Raw genomic sequence first — 14,824 nt, forward strand, 5'->3', positions numbered from 1 at the left:
CAATCAGGCTTAACCCTACCCACGCCTCACGCTTATTGCTCGGCGCGAACCTGTTCGTCCCGCGTATCGCAATTCAAGTCATATCGGTCGTTCCGAGCTTGGAACCGAGCCGCCCCCGATGAGGCTGGGAGGCGACTTTCATCAAGATCTTTTCCCTGGATCAAGTCACGCTGCTTTGCAAGGAAGCGAGCACACAGGGTCATAAACGCATTCACGCGCGGTGTCCGTCGGATATCTGGGTGTGTCAGCAGCCAAAGATTTGACGATAGCGATGGCTCAATGGCCCCAATACGCGTCAGACCCGGATGGAGGTCGCCTAACATGCACGGCAGGTAACCAACGCCGATGTTCGCCGAAATCGCCGCAGCGGCCGCTTCGATTGAATCAACTCGAAAAGCTCCCTTTGTCTGCGGCGCGTGGCTGTCAACATATGTGTTCGCTTTTAGGCTAGACAGCGCCCCACCGAAGCCGATCCAGTCGACCGGCTGGCATTGATGGATAGGCAGCCTCCGCTCTCTCCAGATGCGCTTGCAGCCATATAAGGCCCAGCCGATTGTAGAAATCTTCTTGCCGATCAGGCTTTCAGGCGGCGAATCGGTAGCGCGTAATGCGATGTCAGCTTCACCACGGGCCAAATTGAGAGAGGCGTTCCCAATGAGAAGCTCGACCGTGATTGCCGGATGAGATTTCCTGAATTCCGCAATGACAGGCGTCAGGACGTGAAAAGCCAGGGAATCACTCGTCGCTACCTTTACGCGACCAGTGTATTGCTGAAGTTGACCGCTTATACGATGCGAGACACTAACGATATCGAGTTCCAAGCGCTTGGCAAGGGCAATCACCTCGCGTCCGGGTTCGGTGGCAGCGTACCCCGTTCTGCGCCGCTCAAACAAGGCCGCCCCGAGGATGGTTTCGATCTGCGTGAGCCGCCTTGAAATGGTCGACGTATTGACGCTGATCATCGCGGCCGCAGACGCTAAGCTTCCCGCATCGCCGATCGCCTTCACGATGCGAAAGTCGTCCCAGGACAAGCCATTGAGAACATCATTGCGGATCACGATTAAGCCAACGTCTATTAAGCTGCCGCAGGTGGTTCGAAGTCATAGGAGATACGGCCAGCAGGCAGATAGAAGAGGGCGATGAGCGCACCCCCCTTGACCTCCGGATAGTGCTTGCTGCCGGAATCAGGGGCGGTCCAGCCACGCGGCGAGGTCTTGGTAGGGAGGCGTGGACGGACCATAAGTTTCGTTAAGCCAGCGTTCTAGCTCCGCACCGGGGGGCATATCCTTTACGATCTTCAGGAGGCCGATCAGTTCGTCTCTATTCCCCATCGACGTTGCTCCATTGCGAGAGCCGGCAATCCCGGCCGCATTGAACGTGTGACGAACATACGTCCAACGACGCCGCGTGGAAGTGAAATTCCATCAGGTGTGATATGAGCGAAATTCATAGTGTAGATGGATGCTGCACAAATCTCATCGGAGCGCCATATGAGCGAAAAGTTTAAACGCCTCGATCTCAACCTGCTCCGTGTCTTCAACACGCTAATGGAAGAAGAGAGCGTGCTGCAGGCCAGCCGCAAGCTCAACCTTACGCAATCGGCGGTCAGTCATTCCTTGGCTCGTCTGCGGAACCTGCTTGAGGATGAAATTTTCGTTCGTGTGGGCTCCAGGATGCGGCCAACGGAGCGCGCGCTCGAATTGGCGCCGATCGTCCGAAACTCGCTTTACTCACTCGAGGTGGCAATCGAAGCAGGCTCATTCGATCCGGCAACCACCCGCCGCACGTTCACGGTTGCGGCAAATGATCTGACGACGATGGTTCTCATGCCCCTGATCCTCCGATCGCTCAAGGAGCAGGCGCCCCACATAGATCTTGTCATTCGACCCGTGACACGGATCGATCTGGCCGAACAGATCGACCTTGGCAAGATCGACGTTGCGATCGGAACGTTTGCTACGACTGCCAGCCGCTTCAGGTCGGAACCGCTTTTCTCGTACGATGACGTTTTGATAACGGCAGCAGGCGTGTGCGCTCCAATGACCTTGGACCAGTTGCAGCGAATGACGCTATGCGTCGTGTCCTTTGGGAGCGGCGAAGAAGGGGAAGACGGGTACTTGTCAGAACGAGGTCTCGCCCGCCGCTCAGATATGTTCGACAAAGCTGCGCTCGCTAAAGCCTACGCCTCCCTCGGCCAAGCTCCGAGGGTGGGTCTTGTCTTGCCACATTTCCTCGCACTTCCAGCGCTTTTGGCCGTTGACGGTTATGCAGCGATTGTCCCCCGTCAGTTGGGTCAGTTTCTAAAGAGCAGCGCTCAGGCCGAAATGCATGAAATGCCGTTTCCCACGGCCGTTCTGGACGTAAGTTCATTATGGCATGTCGGCCAAAACCGAGATCCCGCCCATACGTGGCTTCGTCAGATTATCCATGCCGCGAGTGCGAACCTGCGGGAGGAGGGGTCAAAGCCACTCGCTGGCTTCCGCTCATAGCGGCACTCGGAACCAACAGCGCCGAGGGGCAAAGATGCACGATTAGTTTCGCAAAAATGCTGCTGGCTTCCCTCTTATGCCCACCCTTAAACGGGTCGCAGATGGAAGACTTGTATTCCGCCCAGCTTCGACACGGTCGCTACGGCATCAGCATTAAGCTGCTTGCCGTACCTGTGTCGGGCTGAGCCTACGAGGGATAATTGCGATGGCGGCAGCTGAGGTAGCAAACCAGTCTTTGGCCAGGGCGCAGGCCGATGACCGGAAAACTGGAGAGTCCGGGCCACAAACCACTTCGTTCGTCAAACCCGCTGTTCCGGCGTCAAGGCCAGCGATCAGGCGAGGCGCTCTCGCTCTCATCAGGGTCGCTGTTATCCTCGTCGCAATATGTTGTGCAGTGGTCATACCGATGGGGTGGGGTGAATGGGTTGCCGGCAGAATAGATCAGCGGACTGACGACGCCTATCTCAAGGCTGACACCTCGCCTATCAGCTCACAGATCAGCGGTCAGGTGAAGGCAGTTCTGGTCGGCGATTTTGAACCCGTCAAGGCCGGCGACGAGCTCGTCCAGATCGATGATAGCGACTATGCCGCGCAACTCGCACGGGCGAAGGCAGCCATTGGCAGTGCCGAGGCCAAAATTCAAAACGCCGACAGCCAGATCGTGCTGCAGCAAAAGATCATCGCGCAATCGGAAGCGGTCGTAGGCGAGGTCGTCGCCGACCGGGACCGGGCAAGAGCCGAATACGATCGTCAACAAGCAGCGTCGAGTGAAGGATGGACTACAGCGCAGAAGCGTGAAAACGCCGTTGCAGACCTTCGTCGCTTTGAAGCCCAGCTAATTGAGAAACAGGCTGACGTCGATGCTCAGCGACACAAGATCGATGTGCTTCAAACGCAAAAGCAGCAAGCCGAAGCCGAGCTCGCCAGCCGAAAGGCCGATCTGGAAATCGCGCGCATCAACTTGGCTCGAACGAGGATAGTGTCGCCTATCAATGGCTTTGCAAGCGCCAGCCGAGTGCGCATCGGCCAGTTTGTATCGGCAGGCACCCGGGTCATCGATGTCGTACCCCTTCCTTACCTTTATGTACTTGCGAACTACAAGGAAACACAGTTGTCACGGATACGGCCGGGACAGACGGCGACGCTGACCATCGATGCATTTCCAGGACACATGCTTACGGGACATGTTGTCGACTTGTCGCCGGCAAGTGGTTCGGAGTTCGCCCTGCTGCCGCCAGACAACGCGACGGGCAATTTCACGAAAGTGGCTCAGCGAATCGCGGTGAGGATTGAAATCGATCATGCGGATGGGCTTGGCAATTTGCTACGCCCCGGCATGTCCGTGGTTCCAACCATTCACACCGATGAAAAAGTCTCGCTAGCGAATTGAGAGGCAAGTCCTTGGCAGGTAATTCCGCCAACATCGGATCGCCCCGGACGCCGGCTGTCCTCGGGCTGTCGGACACGAAGGCATTCGTTGCCGTCACCTCGGTGCTGATTGGAACTTTTACCGGGGTTGTAAATTCGCGCCTGACCGATATTGGCCTTGCCGACCTGAGGGGCAGTCTCGGCATCAGCTTCGATGAGGCCTCTTGGATCACCACAGCGTATGTTGTTGCAGAGGCGACTGCGGTGCCGGCAACGATCTGGATGCGCCAGCTGCTTTCGCCGGTACGCTGTATCATGTTCGGAGCAGGTCTGTTTTCACTGCTTTCGCTAATAGCACCGTTCAGCCCGTCGCTGTCGATATTGGTCATCGTTCAAGCGCTAAGGGGTTTCAGCGCCGGTATCCTCATACCGATGACCTACGGCGTCATCATGCGCTATGTCCCGCAGCAATGGAGGCTCATCTGGCTGGCGCTTTACGCGATGGTGTCAGGAGTGACGCCGAGCTTTTCCGTCTACCTTGAGGCCGTGATCGTCAACTACCTGTCATGGCGCTATTTGTTTTGGCTGAATGTCCTGCCCGCTGCTATCACGGTTTTTGCCGCTGCGTACGGGCTCAAGCCGGAGCCCGTCAGGTACATGCGGCTCCGCAGGCCCGATTTCTTCGGACTGCTTACGCTATCGCTCGGGATCGCGGCGCTCGTTGCCGCATGCGACCAAGGCAATCGACTGGATTGGTTCAATTCCGGGCTGATCGTCGGCCTGTTGGGCGCGGCCTCTCTCTTGCTGGCAGCTTTCGTGATGAGCTCGATATCGCGAGTTTCCCCCATGGTCGGCCCACAGCTCTTGCGCCATCACAATTTCGGTTTAGGCATCGTCGTCATGCTATTGACGCGTCTTGCTTTAACGTCGGCAAGTTTCGCAATCCCACAATTTCTCATTCGCGTCCAAGGGTATCGAGCTCTCGAAAGCGGCGCATTATTCCTGACGGCAGCGCTTCTCCAGATTCTTTTGACGCCGGCAATTGCTTGGGTAAGCTATCGGACCGACCCGCGCAACCTCGTCTGCGCGGGCGCCTTAACCTTCGGCTTTGGAACATTTCTATGCGTCAATGTCACGAGCAACTGGACCGCAGAACAGTTCCTGCTTCCACTTGCGCTGCAGACAATCGGCGGCTCTTGCCTCGCGGTGCCGGTGATGATCATCCTTACAGAAGACATAGAATTTGCGCAGATCCCATGGGCAGCGTCATGGGTCCACATTACGCGCACCGTCGGTACCGCGGTTGCTCTGGCTTTCGTCGGAACGCTTGTTCGCGTCCGTGAACAGCTTCATTCAAATCTGGTGGGCCAGCACATCCAAGCCGGTGACCTGCGACTGGAGACACGCCTTGATCAGCTTTCATCACTCCTACAGGTTCGAGCGGCGACCGATGATGGTTTGGTCCGCTCCAGTTTAGTGCTGGCTCGCACTGTGCAGCGCGAGGCGTATGTGATGGCTTTTGCTGATGCGTTTTTCGTAATAGGGGCCTGCACCCTAGTAGCCGCGGTCGTCAGCATTATTCTACGAAGAACCAATATACCAGGGCGCTTTCTCTGAGACCGGAAGGCCGACTGCCCGCGCTCAACGAGCCATCCTGGGCGGTACCTTTCGGTGAGCGATATCAGGTTAACAAGCCGGCGACAAACCAGGAATACGGCGCATGTGTTTGCAGATTTATGCAAGCTCCCGAGAAGCCAATTCGTTGATTGCGCCGATCACGGAAGGTAGGAAGCGACCCGCTCCGATCTCTGATCGCTCCTCAGCCCGCTGACATTTCTAGCGATACTCAAATCGGCCGCGGCGAAGCCGGCAACGGTAATTAGCTTTGATTTTCGGGTTTGGTGTCGAGACAACTCCGGATTCTTATTTCGAAGTGATCGCCTGCAGCTGCTGTCTGATCGCTGCGACAACGGATTGCATTGCAAACCTGGCGCCGGGAACGAGCGCGTTCATGCAGAAGAACTCATGTGCGAGGCCCTCAATGTTGAGCGCGTTGACCGGTACACCTGCTTTGCGGAGATGCTCACGATACATCTGTCCCTCGCTGCGGAGCGGATCGAGATCGGCGGTAATAATGAGGGCGGGCGGGATATGGCTGAGATCCTGCAGTGGATATTCGACCAGGTTGATGCGCGGATCGCGCATTGCCGACGGATCGGCAAAAGCATGCCGGAAGAACCACTCCATTGTCGCCTTTCCCAGCGGTACGCTCTCTGCGTTGGCATGATAAGATGGGGTATCGAGGCTTCCACCGGCAAGCGGGTAGACCAGGATTTGGGAGACGGGCATAGAGGCCTTCTCGGCTGCCGCACGAAGCGCAACATTTGCCGCAAGATTTCCTCCCGCGCTTTCGCCCATCAGGATAATCCGTCTGGGATCACCACCAAATCCGCTGGCGCGATCAATAAGCCACAAGTATGCATGCCATGCGTCCTCATGGGCGGCAGGGAACGGGTATTCGGGAGCTTTGCGATAGTCCACGGCGACCACCAGAACCTCTCCGTGAAGCGCTAATCGGCGGGCAGTCATGTCGTAGACGTCGATGCTCCCGATCACAAATCCACCGCTATGGAAATAGAGGACGACCGGGTAGGGACCTACACCGTTTGCGGGGCTATATATTCGGAGGGGAATTCGGTCGCCAGAAACTGGAACGAACACATCGTGACTGCGCAGCGAAAGCTCAGGTGACCGGTTGATGCCAGACGCAATCTCAAGAGAGTTTGCCGCGTCCGCCGGCCCGGGCTGAGCCCTCGCACGCTGTACCGATAACTGCGGGAGCGGAAGTGCTCCAAGCCTGTGCAACTCGGAAAGTACTTGCTGCATTTCTGGGGCAAGTTTTTTAACGCGGAACCGATCCTGAGGAGCCATGTTTAACATCCACTCGACAAAACTTAGAAGGGCGGCGGTTTCGGGCTCAACGAAAGCAACAGCAGCGAATGATGGCAATTACTGAAAAGAAGCCAGTGACGTTAACCCTGAAGACTGGGATAACAGTTAACACTGCTGTTGCATCCCAAGGAAGAACTCGCAGCCTTTGCGGCTCAACGTTCTCATCATGAAGTCGTTGCACGAGTGGCCGGCTTGAGACGATAGGACTGGGTAACTAGATCGGCTCGCGTACCAAGGCCCTCGTTGCTCTTGCGCGACCAAACCTGCTGAGACTGAGCCCGAACGCCTTCAGCTAGATCCGGCGTTACGACGTTGCGGAACAGCTTGGATTTTCCTGTAACCACGTCAACGATGCTAGCGAACGCAGCCGACGGGTCGAATTGCTCGAACGGGAAGGAGAGCTTTTCGTAGTCGAATACACGCGTCGCCGGATCATCAAGCCAATCTTTCGGCGTCAGGAACCCCGCATCGTTGAACCCGGTTAGATAGGGACCGGGATTAATAACGGCAATCTCAACACCGAATTCCTGCAGTTCCATCGCCATGGTCTCAGCGATTGCCTCAAGCGCGTGCTTGGATGCTGCATAGGCGCCCACAAAAGGGCCGCTCAATATGCCGACAACCGAGGACATGAAAATGATCTTGCCGGATCTCCGAGCAACCATCTTCTTTGCGATGCCCTGTGTCAAAAGCACTGGGCCGACGACGTTGACTTCAAACTGCCGGCGTATGTTTTCGCCGGGTATGTCAACGATGGCGCCGCCTTCAATAATGCCTGCCCCATTCACGAGTATATCGATATCCCAGGTCGAGGCGCGTCTACGATCACCTTCCTTGGTAACGTCGATCTTTTCAATACGTACATCGACGCCGCGTTGCCTGGCTTGCGTTTCGAGCGATTTCATCTGGGGGTAGTTTTCGACGCCAGCAATGACGCTGTAGCCCTGTGCGGCAAGTTCCAATGCTGCACCATTGTTGAGACCGCTGCCGGCGCCGGTGATCAATACTGTTGTCATGATGCCTGTACCACCAGTTTTTGCGCAATGACATTCGCTGCTGCTCGAGCAACGTCTTCGTCCTGGGCGCCGTTACCACCGCTTGCACCTACGGCACCCACGACCTGCCCATTCACGGCAATTGGAACACCTCCGGCAAAGATTATAGCGCGCCCGCTTAATCCATTTGCGATACCATAGAAATCACCGCCCGGCTGAGCGATCGTCGTAATGAAACTTGTAGCGAGGCGGGTCGAAACAGAAGTGTATGCCTTGTTATAAGCAAGCTCGACGCTCGAAAGGGACGCACCATCCATCCGCGCCTGTGCGATGGTCGTACCGCCGGCATCAACCACGCAGATTGTGCTAGGTGAATTGATTTCGTTGGCGCGGGCAATCCCCGCCTGGATTATTCGATTTGCTTCATCAAGGCCGAGAGATTCAAGGGAAATCATTACGTTCTCCAAAAAGGTATCAGGCGTTTTCCTGGCATGGGCTGATCGGCTTTACGTGGCGTTGCGCCAAGGGTAGCCATCCGCGGATGAAACATGTGGGCCAACTGCTGGATTCTCAAACTGCAATTTTGCTTCTCCGGTCCCGCAAAAGTGCTGGTGGAGCCTTGGCTTCGCTTAGCGTATCTCAGTTGTTTGACCGAACGAGCAAGCCGGTCATCCAGTCCGGCTATTCAAGTTTTTCTCACGATCCGGATCATATGTTATGCAGGCCTGCACCACTCCCAAGGACAAGCTCAAAGCAGAGCAAGACGACTACCTGGAAGAAGCCCTGGAGGAAACATTTCCCGCCAGTGATCCGATTACTCCTGGACAGGTTGAGTTCAAATCTCATGGATCGGAGGCTGAGCCTCGTGAAGACGAGGGCTCCGAGTAATACGGCTGCCTCACGGTTTAGTTTTCACAGACAAGACGAGGGTTTCATGGGCCGTCAAGCCGCCAAAGAAGTACGCCGCGCTCCACTGTCAACGCCAAGTGGTCTTCCGGCTGATGCTATAAAAGATATCTCGGGGGCGCTAACATCGCTCCTGGCCGATGTCTTTGCGCTTTATATCAAGACAAAGAACTTCCATTGGCACATGTCAGGACCGCACTTTCGTGACTATCATCATCTGAGACAATGATGCGGAGTATGTTACGCCCGATGACATGCTATCCGAGCTGCGTGAAGATAACGCGCAGCTGGTCGAATTTCTAAGGCAGTTACATGAGCTAACATCCGCGTATTCCGATTTCGCGACGACAAGCATGGTCGAAAATTGGATTGATGAGGCCGAGCGGCGGCTTTGGTTCCTCTTTGAGGCAACGCGTAAGCGTTGAGGCCAATTCTGGCGGCCGCGGTGATGAGGACAGACAATGACAGGCACGTCCGTTAGCGTGGGTGATATTCGATCAGCCGCTCCAGCACGGCTGATAGAGATGGCGGGAATCAATTCGATCGTGTTGCATTGGTATGACCTCACCTGCCCGTTCTGCTACCTTGGGCAGGCGCGAACGAAGCTCTTGCAGGATCGGGGCATGACGGTCGTGGAGCTACCTTTCCAGGCGCATCCTGATATTCCCAAGGAGGGCGTTCACATCGGAGAGCGGATCGGCCTCATGTACGAGAGAATAGAAAGCGAGGCCAGAACTCTTGGCATGCCGCTGCACTGGCCACCACGCCTACCGAATTCCCGCCTCGCCCTTTCCGCCGCCGAATGGGTCCGTCGCAACAAGATCTCGTCTTTCGCGTCCGTGCAGAAGCGCCTGTTCCGCGCTCATTTCGCTGATGGGCTGGATATCGGTGATCCAGACATCGTGTTACAATGCATCAGTGAAGTGGTCGACGATGTGGACCGATTGGATCAGAGCCTCCTCAGCGGGGAGGCAGCTGCCTGGCTCACTGAAAGCGAGCGCATGGGTCACCAAATCGGTGTGACTGCAACACCGACCTGGATAATCGCGCGCCGCGCAATACGGGGATTTGTCGCTCAAGATGATTTTGAAGCGCTGGTTCGCATCGCCAAAGGAGGGAAGGACCCTTCATCACTTCAAGGAGAAGTGAATAATGCTCGATGAGATGACCGCTCAGATGACCCGCGCTCCAGGCTTTGTTGCAGCGCTGGATCAAAGCGGAGGATCCACTCCGGAGGCGCTGCGCTTGTACGGCATTCCAGACAGCGCATACAGTAGCGAAACGGAAATGTTCAATCTCATCCACGAGATGAGACTGCGGATAATCACCTCCCCCGCCTTTTTCGGCAACAAGATCATAGCTGCCATACTGTTCGAAAAAACGATGGACAGTGCCGTGGAAGGGGAGTCGATCCCTTCTTACCTCTGGCGAGGCCGTCATGTTGTGCCCCTTCTCAAGGTCGATAGCGGGCGCGAGCACGAGCACGATGGTGTTCAAATGATGAAGCCCATGCCAGGACTTGACACATTGCTTAAGCGTGCGGTCGGAAAAGGGATCTTCGGCACAAAAATGCGTTCTGTCGTGAGGTTGCCGTCTCGGAGCGGAATTGCTGCCGTCGTAGCACAGCAGTTCGACCTTGCGAAACACATTGCGAGCTATGGCCTAACGCCTATCATCGAGCCAGAGGTTCTAATTACCAGCCCCGATAAAGAAGGCGCTGAAGCAATTTTGCGCGACGAGATCATTAAAGGGCTCGAATCTCTACCTGCCAACGTGAAGGTGATGCTTAAACTTACAATTCCGACGGTTCCTGACTTATACAAACCGTTCGTGGAGAGCCCGAATGTAATGCGCGTACTTGCCTTGTCCGGTGGCTATAGCCGCGGCGAAGCCTGTGCAGAGCTTCGAAAGAATAAAGGCGTAATCGCAAGCTTCTCCCGGGCGCTTGTCGAAGACCTTCGTGTTCACATGACGGATGCACAGATGAATGATCATTTGGCTCGCAGCGCTGATGAAATCTTCCAAGCGAGCGTCAACAAGCAATGACCCCAAGATGTGCGCCGCGTGGTCTCTAGCCGTCAACTGCACAAGCAGCATCATGTTCCGAGCATAATCGCATCGACAAGCTTCATCATCGTTATGCCTGAAAGCCTTATTTATCAGTCGATTGGTTTCCGGGATAAAGGTGTCGCAGTGCTCGCGGATCTTGCGCGCCGGCGCGGCGTGTCTTGTCTGCATCGCACGATCATGGCCTCGATCGGCTCGGCCAACTGATTGGGCATAACGCACCAGCCTTCGAGACCGGTCCGTCAGGCCCTCCAGGCCGTCGTCCTTATAGCGATTGAAAATCCAGTAGCCGGTCTTGCGCGAGATCCCGAACGACCGGCACACCCCCGAAGTCTTCCTCCACGGCATCAACACCTCCCGCGAAAAGCAAAAAGTGTCACCCATGTCTCCGGTAGAAATCGTCACCTTTCTCTCAGGCCCGGCATTTCGGTGCCGCCGGAGCTTGTCTTGAAGCAACACAAGGTCAACATGGCTCGCACCTAGCCTTCCTAGAGCTCGACATGGTTGTTACTGTCCGGATTACGAAGGTCGCCGTCGTTCCGATAGACCGTTAATTCGAGCGTTCGAGGGGGCGTCCAAAATGGATAATCTACTCGTTCACATTTCTGATTTCCTCCTTACGATCGTCGCAGACGTTAGTTATCGGGAGGAAAAATCCATGTCAGACGGGAAACTAGCAATTCTAACCGGTGCGTCGGGCGAAGTCGGTCGTGCTACTGCGCGCCGATTTGCTGAAAGTGGTTGGTCTCTTCTGTTGTGCGATCGGGCTCCGCAGGTTGTTGACGTCGCGGAGGAGCTGTCTTCCGACTCTGGACGGACCAGCATCGGAATGCAGATAGATCTCGAGCGTGACGTGGAGATCGATCGGGTGATCGAGCGGGCGGCGCAGACAGGCATTCCGCTGCGCTTCCTCGGATTGATTGCGGCAGTCAACCATCCGGCCGTCAGCATCGCAAACCTCGACATGTCCCTCTGGGACAAGGTGCAAAACATTAATCTGCGGGCGAACGTGAAGTTCATCAGCGCAGCCGTGCCTTTGATGCGAGCGGCGGGCAATGCATCGATCGTCAACGTTGGCAGCTACTGGGGCCGCGAAGGGCATGCCTTCTTCAGCCCCTACTGCGCCTCCAAGGCGGCGCTGATTTCGCTGACGCAAAGCGTTGCCATCGAACTCGCCCCTGAAATCCGGGTGAATTGCGTTGCGCCTGGCAATATTGATACGCCCATGCATTACAATGCTCTAGCCGTCGAGGCGGAGAAGCGTGGCATTTCGGCAGAGGCGATGCGCGAGATCGAGTGGGCCAAGATACCGCTCGGCCGTCCGGCGGCAACGACGGAGATCGCCGCGGCGATCCATTTCCTGTCGACAGATGATGCTAGCTATTTCATCGGGGCCACCCTCGACGTAAACGGCGGATGCCGGCTGACCTGATCGGGAGCAGTTGCTGCGCGTTCGCTCGGTGGCGGCGCGCTTAGTCCACGGCGGAGGCATCGCCTTGCGCCTCAGCCTGGCTCGTTCGCACCGATGCGGCGGGCGCCGGGCCCGTACTGCCTCTCAAGACGGGATGCGGCGTGAGCAGAATGCGCTTGCTGGGCTGCGATAGGTTCTTGATCAGGCTCATCAATAGATCAGCGCTCTCGAAGCCGAGGTCGCGGCCCGCGGTATGAAGGCTCGTTAGTGGAGGCGAAAGCAGGTTCATGAAGGGGAGATCGTTGACGCCGGTCAGGGATATCTCGCCCGGGCAAGCCACTCCGGCCGATTTCAATGCAACAAGACAGCCTACTGCCAGAAGGTCGTTGAATGCCATTACCGCGGTGCTGGACAGACCGGTGGCCAGCATCTGTTTCATGATACGTTCGCCCTCCGGCACGTCATAGGCGCGCGCCTCGACGACGTCGAACCGGCAACCGGCTGCTTTTGCAAGCCGGCCGGCAGCCTGAAAGCCTTCAAGCCGGTTCTGGGCCGTCGACGCAGCAAGCGGCGGGGTCACATAGGTGATGTCCTTGTGGCCGAGATCAAGAATATGCTCGACCATCGCCTTGACGCCGGCGGCGTCATCCATGCAGACAGAGGAGATGCGCGTGTCGCGGGGATCGCGAAGAACCGCCACGGTCGGAATGCCGAGCTTGAGGCACATCTCAACGGCGGAGTCATTGAGTTCGAAGCTGGCGACAACCAGGCCGGCGACGAACTGGCTGCTCATCCTGTCGATGATGGAACGCAGCTTTGCCCCGCTATAATCGGAGTTGGCAACGAAGGTAATATAGCCTTCCGTGGCGACGCGCTCTTCCACTGCAGCAATGATCGGCGAGAACAGAGGGTCGCTGAGATTCGGAACTATCAAGCCGATCGTTCCCGTACGCTGGGTCCGCAGGCTGGAGGCGAGCGTGTTGCGCTTGTAGCCAAGTTCCTCGGCAACCTTCTCGATCTTGCGGACGACCTTGCTGGATATGCGGTGTGTCGCGCCAGGACTGAGCGCACGCGAGGCGGTCGAAACATGCACGCCAGCACCCTTGGCCACGTCAACGATTGTTGCGCGGGCTCGCTTGCCGTCTGGGCGTTTCGGGGTGTCGCTCATCGCTTCCAATTCGGAACAGTGTGTTTTACCTGGGCGGAAAATATTCGACCAAACCTTTGCGCACAAGATGCCTTGTCGTTCCTTCAGGTCGTGCTCCACTGGGAAAGCTGCAATTTATAGGCGCATTAATGCCTGGAAACTTCCTGTGCCGGCATCAGAAACAGCCTGAAAAATGAACAAAATTCGCCTTCTAACCGAGGTACGCACGCAGAAAAATCTCGAAAGAGGCCAAACGATTTCTCTTTTATCATTCGAGCAAATACCTGTAATCATTTATATAAATAAAGATATCTCGGAATTCTTCAAGTTCCGCAGAGAATTTTGAGCAAACGTTTGTTCTTGACTCTGCTTTTGTTAATCTCTAACCGTGTCCCCGATGGAGCGGCGCCTGATGGCGTCGAAGAGTGGAGAGGAGGCGTCATGTCCTGGGCGTCGCAGAGTGATTTGAATATTGCCTTTGTCGGCGCAGGCGCTCAGGGTGCTGCGATCGGCGCGGATTTCGTCAAGGCCGGACGGCACGTTACGTTCATCGAGCAGTGGCCGGACCACGTCGACGCCATGAATGCCGATGGCCTAAAGGTGAACTTTCCATCGCGTAGTATTCATGCAAACGTTTGCGCCAAACATCTGTGCCAAGTTGCAGAGATCCGTGAGCGCTTCGATCTGATTTTCGTCGTCGTCAAGGCATACGACACGTCCTGGACATGTCAGTTGATCGAGCCGGTCCTGGCGCCCGATGGGCTCGTCGTCGGCGTACAGAACGGCATGACGCAACATGCAATCGCGTCCGTCGTCGGCGCCGAGCGCACCGTCGGCGCAGTGTTCGACATGGCGTCCAACATGTTCGAGCCCGGCATTTCCAACCGTCAGAACGATCACGATACATCCTGGTTTGCCGTTGGCGCACTCCACCCGGCCAATCGTGAACGCGTCGAGACGATTGCTGAACTGCTGCGTGCCAGCGGCAGGGTGGAGGTGTCGGATGACATCCGGTCTGCCAAGTGGATGAAGCTGATCGTCAATGCGGCGCAACTCGTTCCTTCCGCAATCCTGGGTCTTCCCTTTGCCGAGGCCGTCAGGGTCGATGGGATGGCTGAAGTCATGCGGGCAGCCGGCTACGAGGCGATGCGCGCCGCGCAGGCGGACGGCGCAAGCATCGTTCCGATCCTGGGAATGCCTCCGACGACGACAAACGATCTGGAGCGATATGTCGACGAAATTTTCGACGAGGTTTTCAAGACCTTCATGATGCCTGACACGCTGACCACCGTCCTTCAGGACTGGCGCAAGGGGCGCCGCGGCGAGGTGCTGGATATCAACGGGCATGTTGTGAAGACGCTGGAGGCGGCTGGTCAGAGCGCACCTGTGAACCGACGGGTCGTCGAGCTCGCGCGGTCGATCGAACGCGGGATGCTTGCTGCACAGCCGTCGAACGGCGCGCTGTTTGCTGCTTGAAGCAAGGCGAGGG

General features: G+C 56.6%; 15 protein-coding genes and 2 pseudogenes. 9 read left to right on the forward strand and 8 right to left on the reverse strand.

Annotated features, from left to right (window positions below; all coding sequences use genetic code 11):
• Window positions 1-32 precede the first annotated feature (32 nt).
• From FHX08_RS27105 to FHX08_RS31980, 3 genes are read right to left on the reverse strand one after another with little or no spacing between them, the layout of a single operon-like run.
• Window positions 33-1,058, reverse strand: a complete 1,026-nt coding sequence (locus FHX08_RS27105) for a LysR family transcriptional regulator (protein WP_184327960.1) — start codon at window positions 1,056-1,058, stop codon at window positions 33-35.
• Between the two features lie 17 nt (window positions 1,059-1,075).
• A complete protein-coding gene (locus FHX08_RS31750) occupies window positions 1,076-1,240 on the reverse strand; it encodes a DUF4863 family protein (protein WP_246698414.1) in 165 nt (54 codons plus the stop codon).
• On the reverse strand, window positions 1,185-1,331 hold the full coding sequence (locus FHX08_RS31980; RefSeq protein WP_312862201.1) for a DUF4863 family protein: 147 nt from the start codon (window positions 1,329-1,331) through the stop codon (window positions 1,185-1,187). Before FHX08_RS31980 ends, FHX08_RS31750 begins: the two co-directional genes overlap by 56 nt.
• Window positions 1,332-1,490: 159 nt before the next feature.
• Here FHX08_RS31980 and FHX08_RS27115 point away from each other — a divergent pair, with 159 nt between their 5' ends.
• From FHX08_RS27115 to FHX08_RS27125, 3 genes are all read left to right on the forward strand, one after another.
• Window positions 1,491-2,489 carry a LysR substrate-binding domain-containing protein gene (locus FHX08_RS27115; RefSeq protein ID WP_184327961.1) on the forward strand — a complete coding sequence of 333 codons (999 nt, stop codon included), beginning with the start codon at window positions 1,491-1,493 and terminating at the stop codon, window positions 2,487-2,489.
• A gap of 406 nt (window positions 2,490-2,895) precedes the next feature.
• Entirely contained in the window at window positions 2,896-3,879 is a 984-nt protein-coding gene (locus tag FHX08_RS27120) for an HlyD family secretion protein (protein WP_184327962.1), read from the forward strand.
• An 11-nt stretch (window positions 3,880-3,890) separates the two neighbouring features.
• Window positions 3,891-5,474 carry a DHA2 family efflux MFS transporter permease subunit gene (locus tag FHX08_RS27125; protein WP_184327963.1) on the forward strand — a complete coding sequence of 528 codons (1,584 nt, stop codon included), beginning with the start codon at window positions 3,891-3,893 and terminating at the stop codon, window positions 5,472-5,474.
• 306 nt (window positions 5,475-5,780) lie between these two features.
• On the opposite strand, the gene FHX08_RS27130 is transcribed toward FHX08_RS27125, so the two are convergent.
• The 3 genes from FHX08_RS27130 to FHX08_RS27140 all read right to left on the reverse strand — a co-directional run bounded on the left by FHX08_RS27130 (window position 5,781) and on the right by FHX08_RS27140 (window position 8,259).
• The gene (locus tag FHX08_RS27130; protein ID WP_184327964.1) at window positions 5,781-6,788 is read right to left on the reverse strand and encodes an alpha/beta hydrolase; all 1,008 of its coding nucleotides are present in this window, start codon (window positions 6,786-6,788) and stop codon (window positions 5,781-5,783) included.
• Window positions 6,789-6,973: 185 nt separating this feature from the next.
• On the reverse strand, window positions 6,974-7,813 hold the full coding sequence (locus FHX08_RS27135; protein WP_210288402.1) for an SDR family oxidoreductase: 840 nt from the start codon (window positions 7,811-7,813) through the stop codon (window positions 6,974-6,976).
• Window positions 7,814-7,821: 8 nt separating this feature from the next.
• Window positions 7,822-8,259: a GlcG/HbpS family heme-binding protein gene (locus tag FHX08_RS27140; RefSeq protein WP_184327965.1), complete on the reverse strand. Its 438-nt coding sequence runs from the start codon at window positions 8,257-8,259 to the stop codon at window positions 7,822-7,824.
• Window positions 8,260-8,521: 262 nt separating this feature from the next.
• Here FHX08_RS27140 and FHX08_RS27145 point away from each other — a divergent pair, with 262 nt between their 5' ends.
• The 4 genes and pseudogenes from FHX08_RS27145 (at window position 8,522) to FHX08_RS27160 (ending at window position 10,756) form a co-directional block, all read left to right on the forward strand.
• Complete coding sequence (locus FHX08_RS27145; RefSeq protein ID WP_184327966.1) at window positions 8,522-8,692, forward strand: hypothetical protein; 171 nt, start codon at window positions 8,522-8,524, stop codon at window positions 8,690-8,692.
• A 46-nt stretch (window positions 8,693-8,738) separates the two neighbouring features.
• Window positions 8,739-9,135: pseudogene (locus tag FHX08_RS27150) on the forward strand (Dps family protein).
• 36 nt (window positions 9,136-9,171) lie between these two features.
• The gene (locus FHX08_RS27155; protein ID WP_184327967.1) at window positions 9,172-9,873 is read left to right on the forward strand and encodes a DsbA family protein; all 702 of its coding nucleotides are present in this window, start codon (window positions 9,172-9,174) and stop codon (window positions 9,871-9,873) included.
• Window positions 9,863-10,756: a fructose bisphosphate aldolase gene (locus tag FHX08_RS27160; RefSeq protein WP_184327968.1), complete on the forward strand. Its 894-nt coding sequence runs from the start codon at window positions 9,863-9,865 to the stop codon at window positions 10,754-10,756. The genes FHX08_RS27155 and FHX08_RS27160 overlap by 11 nt, the downstream gene beginning before the upstream one ends.
• 158 nt (window positions 10,757-10,914) lie before the next feature.
• Here FHX08_RS27160 and FHX08_RS27165 read toward each other — a convergent pair.
• A pseudogene (locus tag FHX08_RS27165) lies at window positions 10,915-11,125 on the reverse strand (leucine zipper domain-containing protein); the annotation flags it as partial.
• Between the two features lie 310 nt (window positions 11,126-11,435).
• On the opposite strand from FHX08_RS27165, the gene FHX08_RS27170 reads away from it, so the two are divergent.
• A complete protein-coding gene (locus FHX08_RS27170) occupies window positions 11,436-12,209 on the forward strand; it encodes an SDR family NAD(P)-dependent oxidoreductase (protein WP_184327969.1) in 774 nt (257 codons plus the stop codon).
• Window positions 12,210-12,249: 40 nt separating this feature from the next.
• Here the strand turns inward: FHX08_RS27170 and FHX08_RS27175 are convergent, their stop codons facing one another.
• On the reverse strand, window positions 12,250-13,356 hold the full coding sequence (locus tag FHX08_RS27175; protein WP_184327970.1) for a LacI family DNA-binding transcriptional regulator: 1,107 nt from the start codon (window positions 13,354-13,356) through the stop codon (window positions 12,250-12,252).
• A 420-nt stretch (window positions 13,357-13,776) separates the two neighbouring features.
• Between FHX08_RS27175 and FHX08_RS27180 the strand changes: the two genes are divergently transcribed.
• Window positions 13,777-14,811, forward strand: coding sequence for a ketopantoate reductase family protein (locus FHX08_RS27180; RefSeq protein ID WP_184327971.1), 1,035 nt, complete (start codon window positions 13,777-13,779; stop codon window positions 14,809-14,811).
• Window positions 14,812-14,824: the final 13 nt, after the last annotated feature.

The organism is Rhizobium sp. BK529, from assembly GCF_014194105.1.
Classification (GTDB): Bacteria; Pseudomonadota; Alphaproteobacteria; order Rhizobiales; family Rhizobiaceae; genus Rhizobium.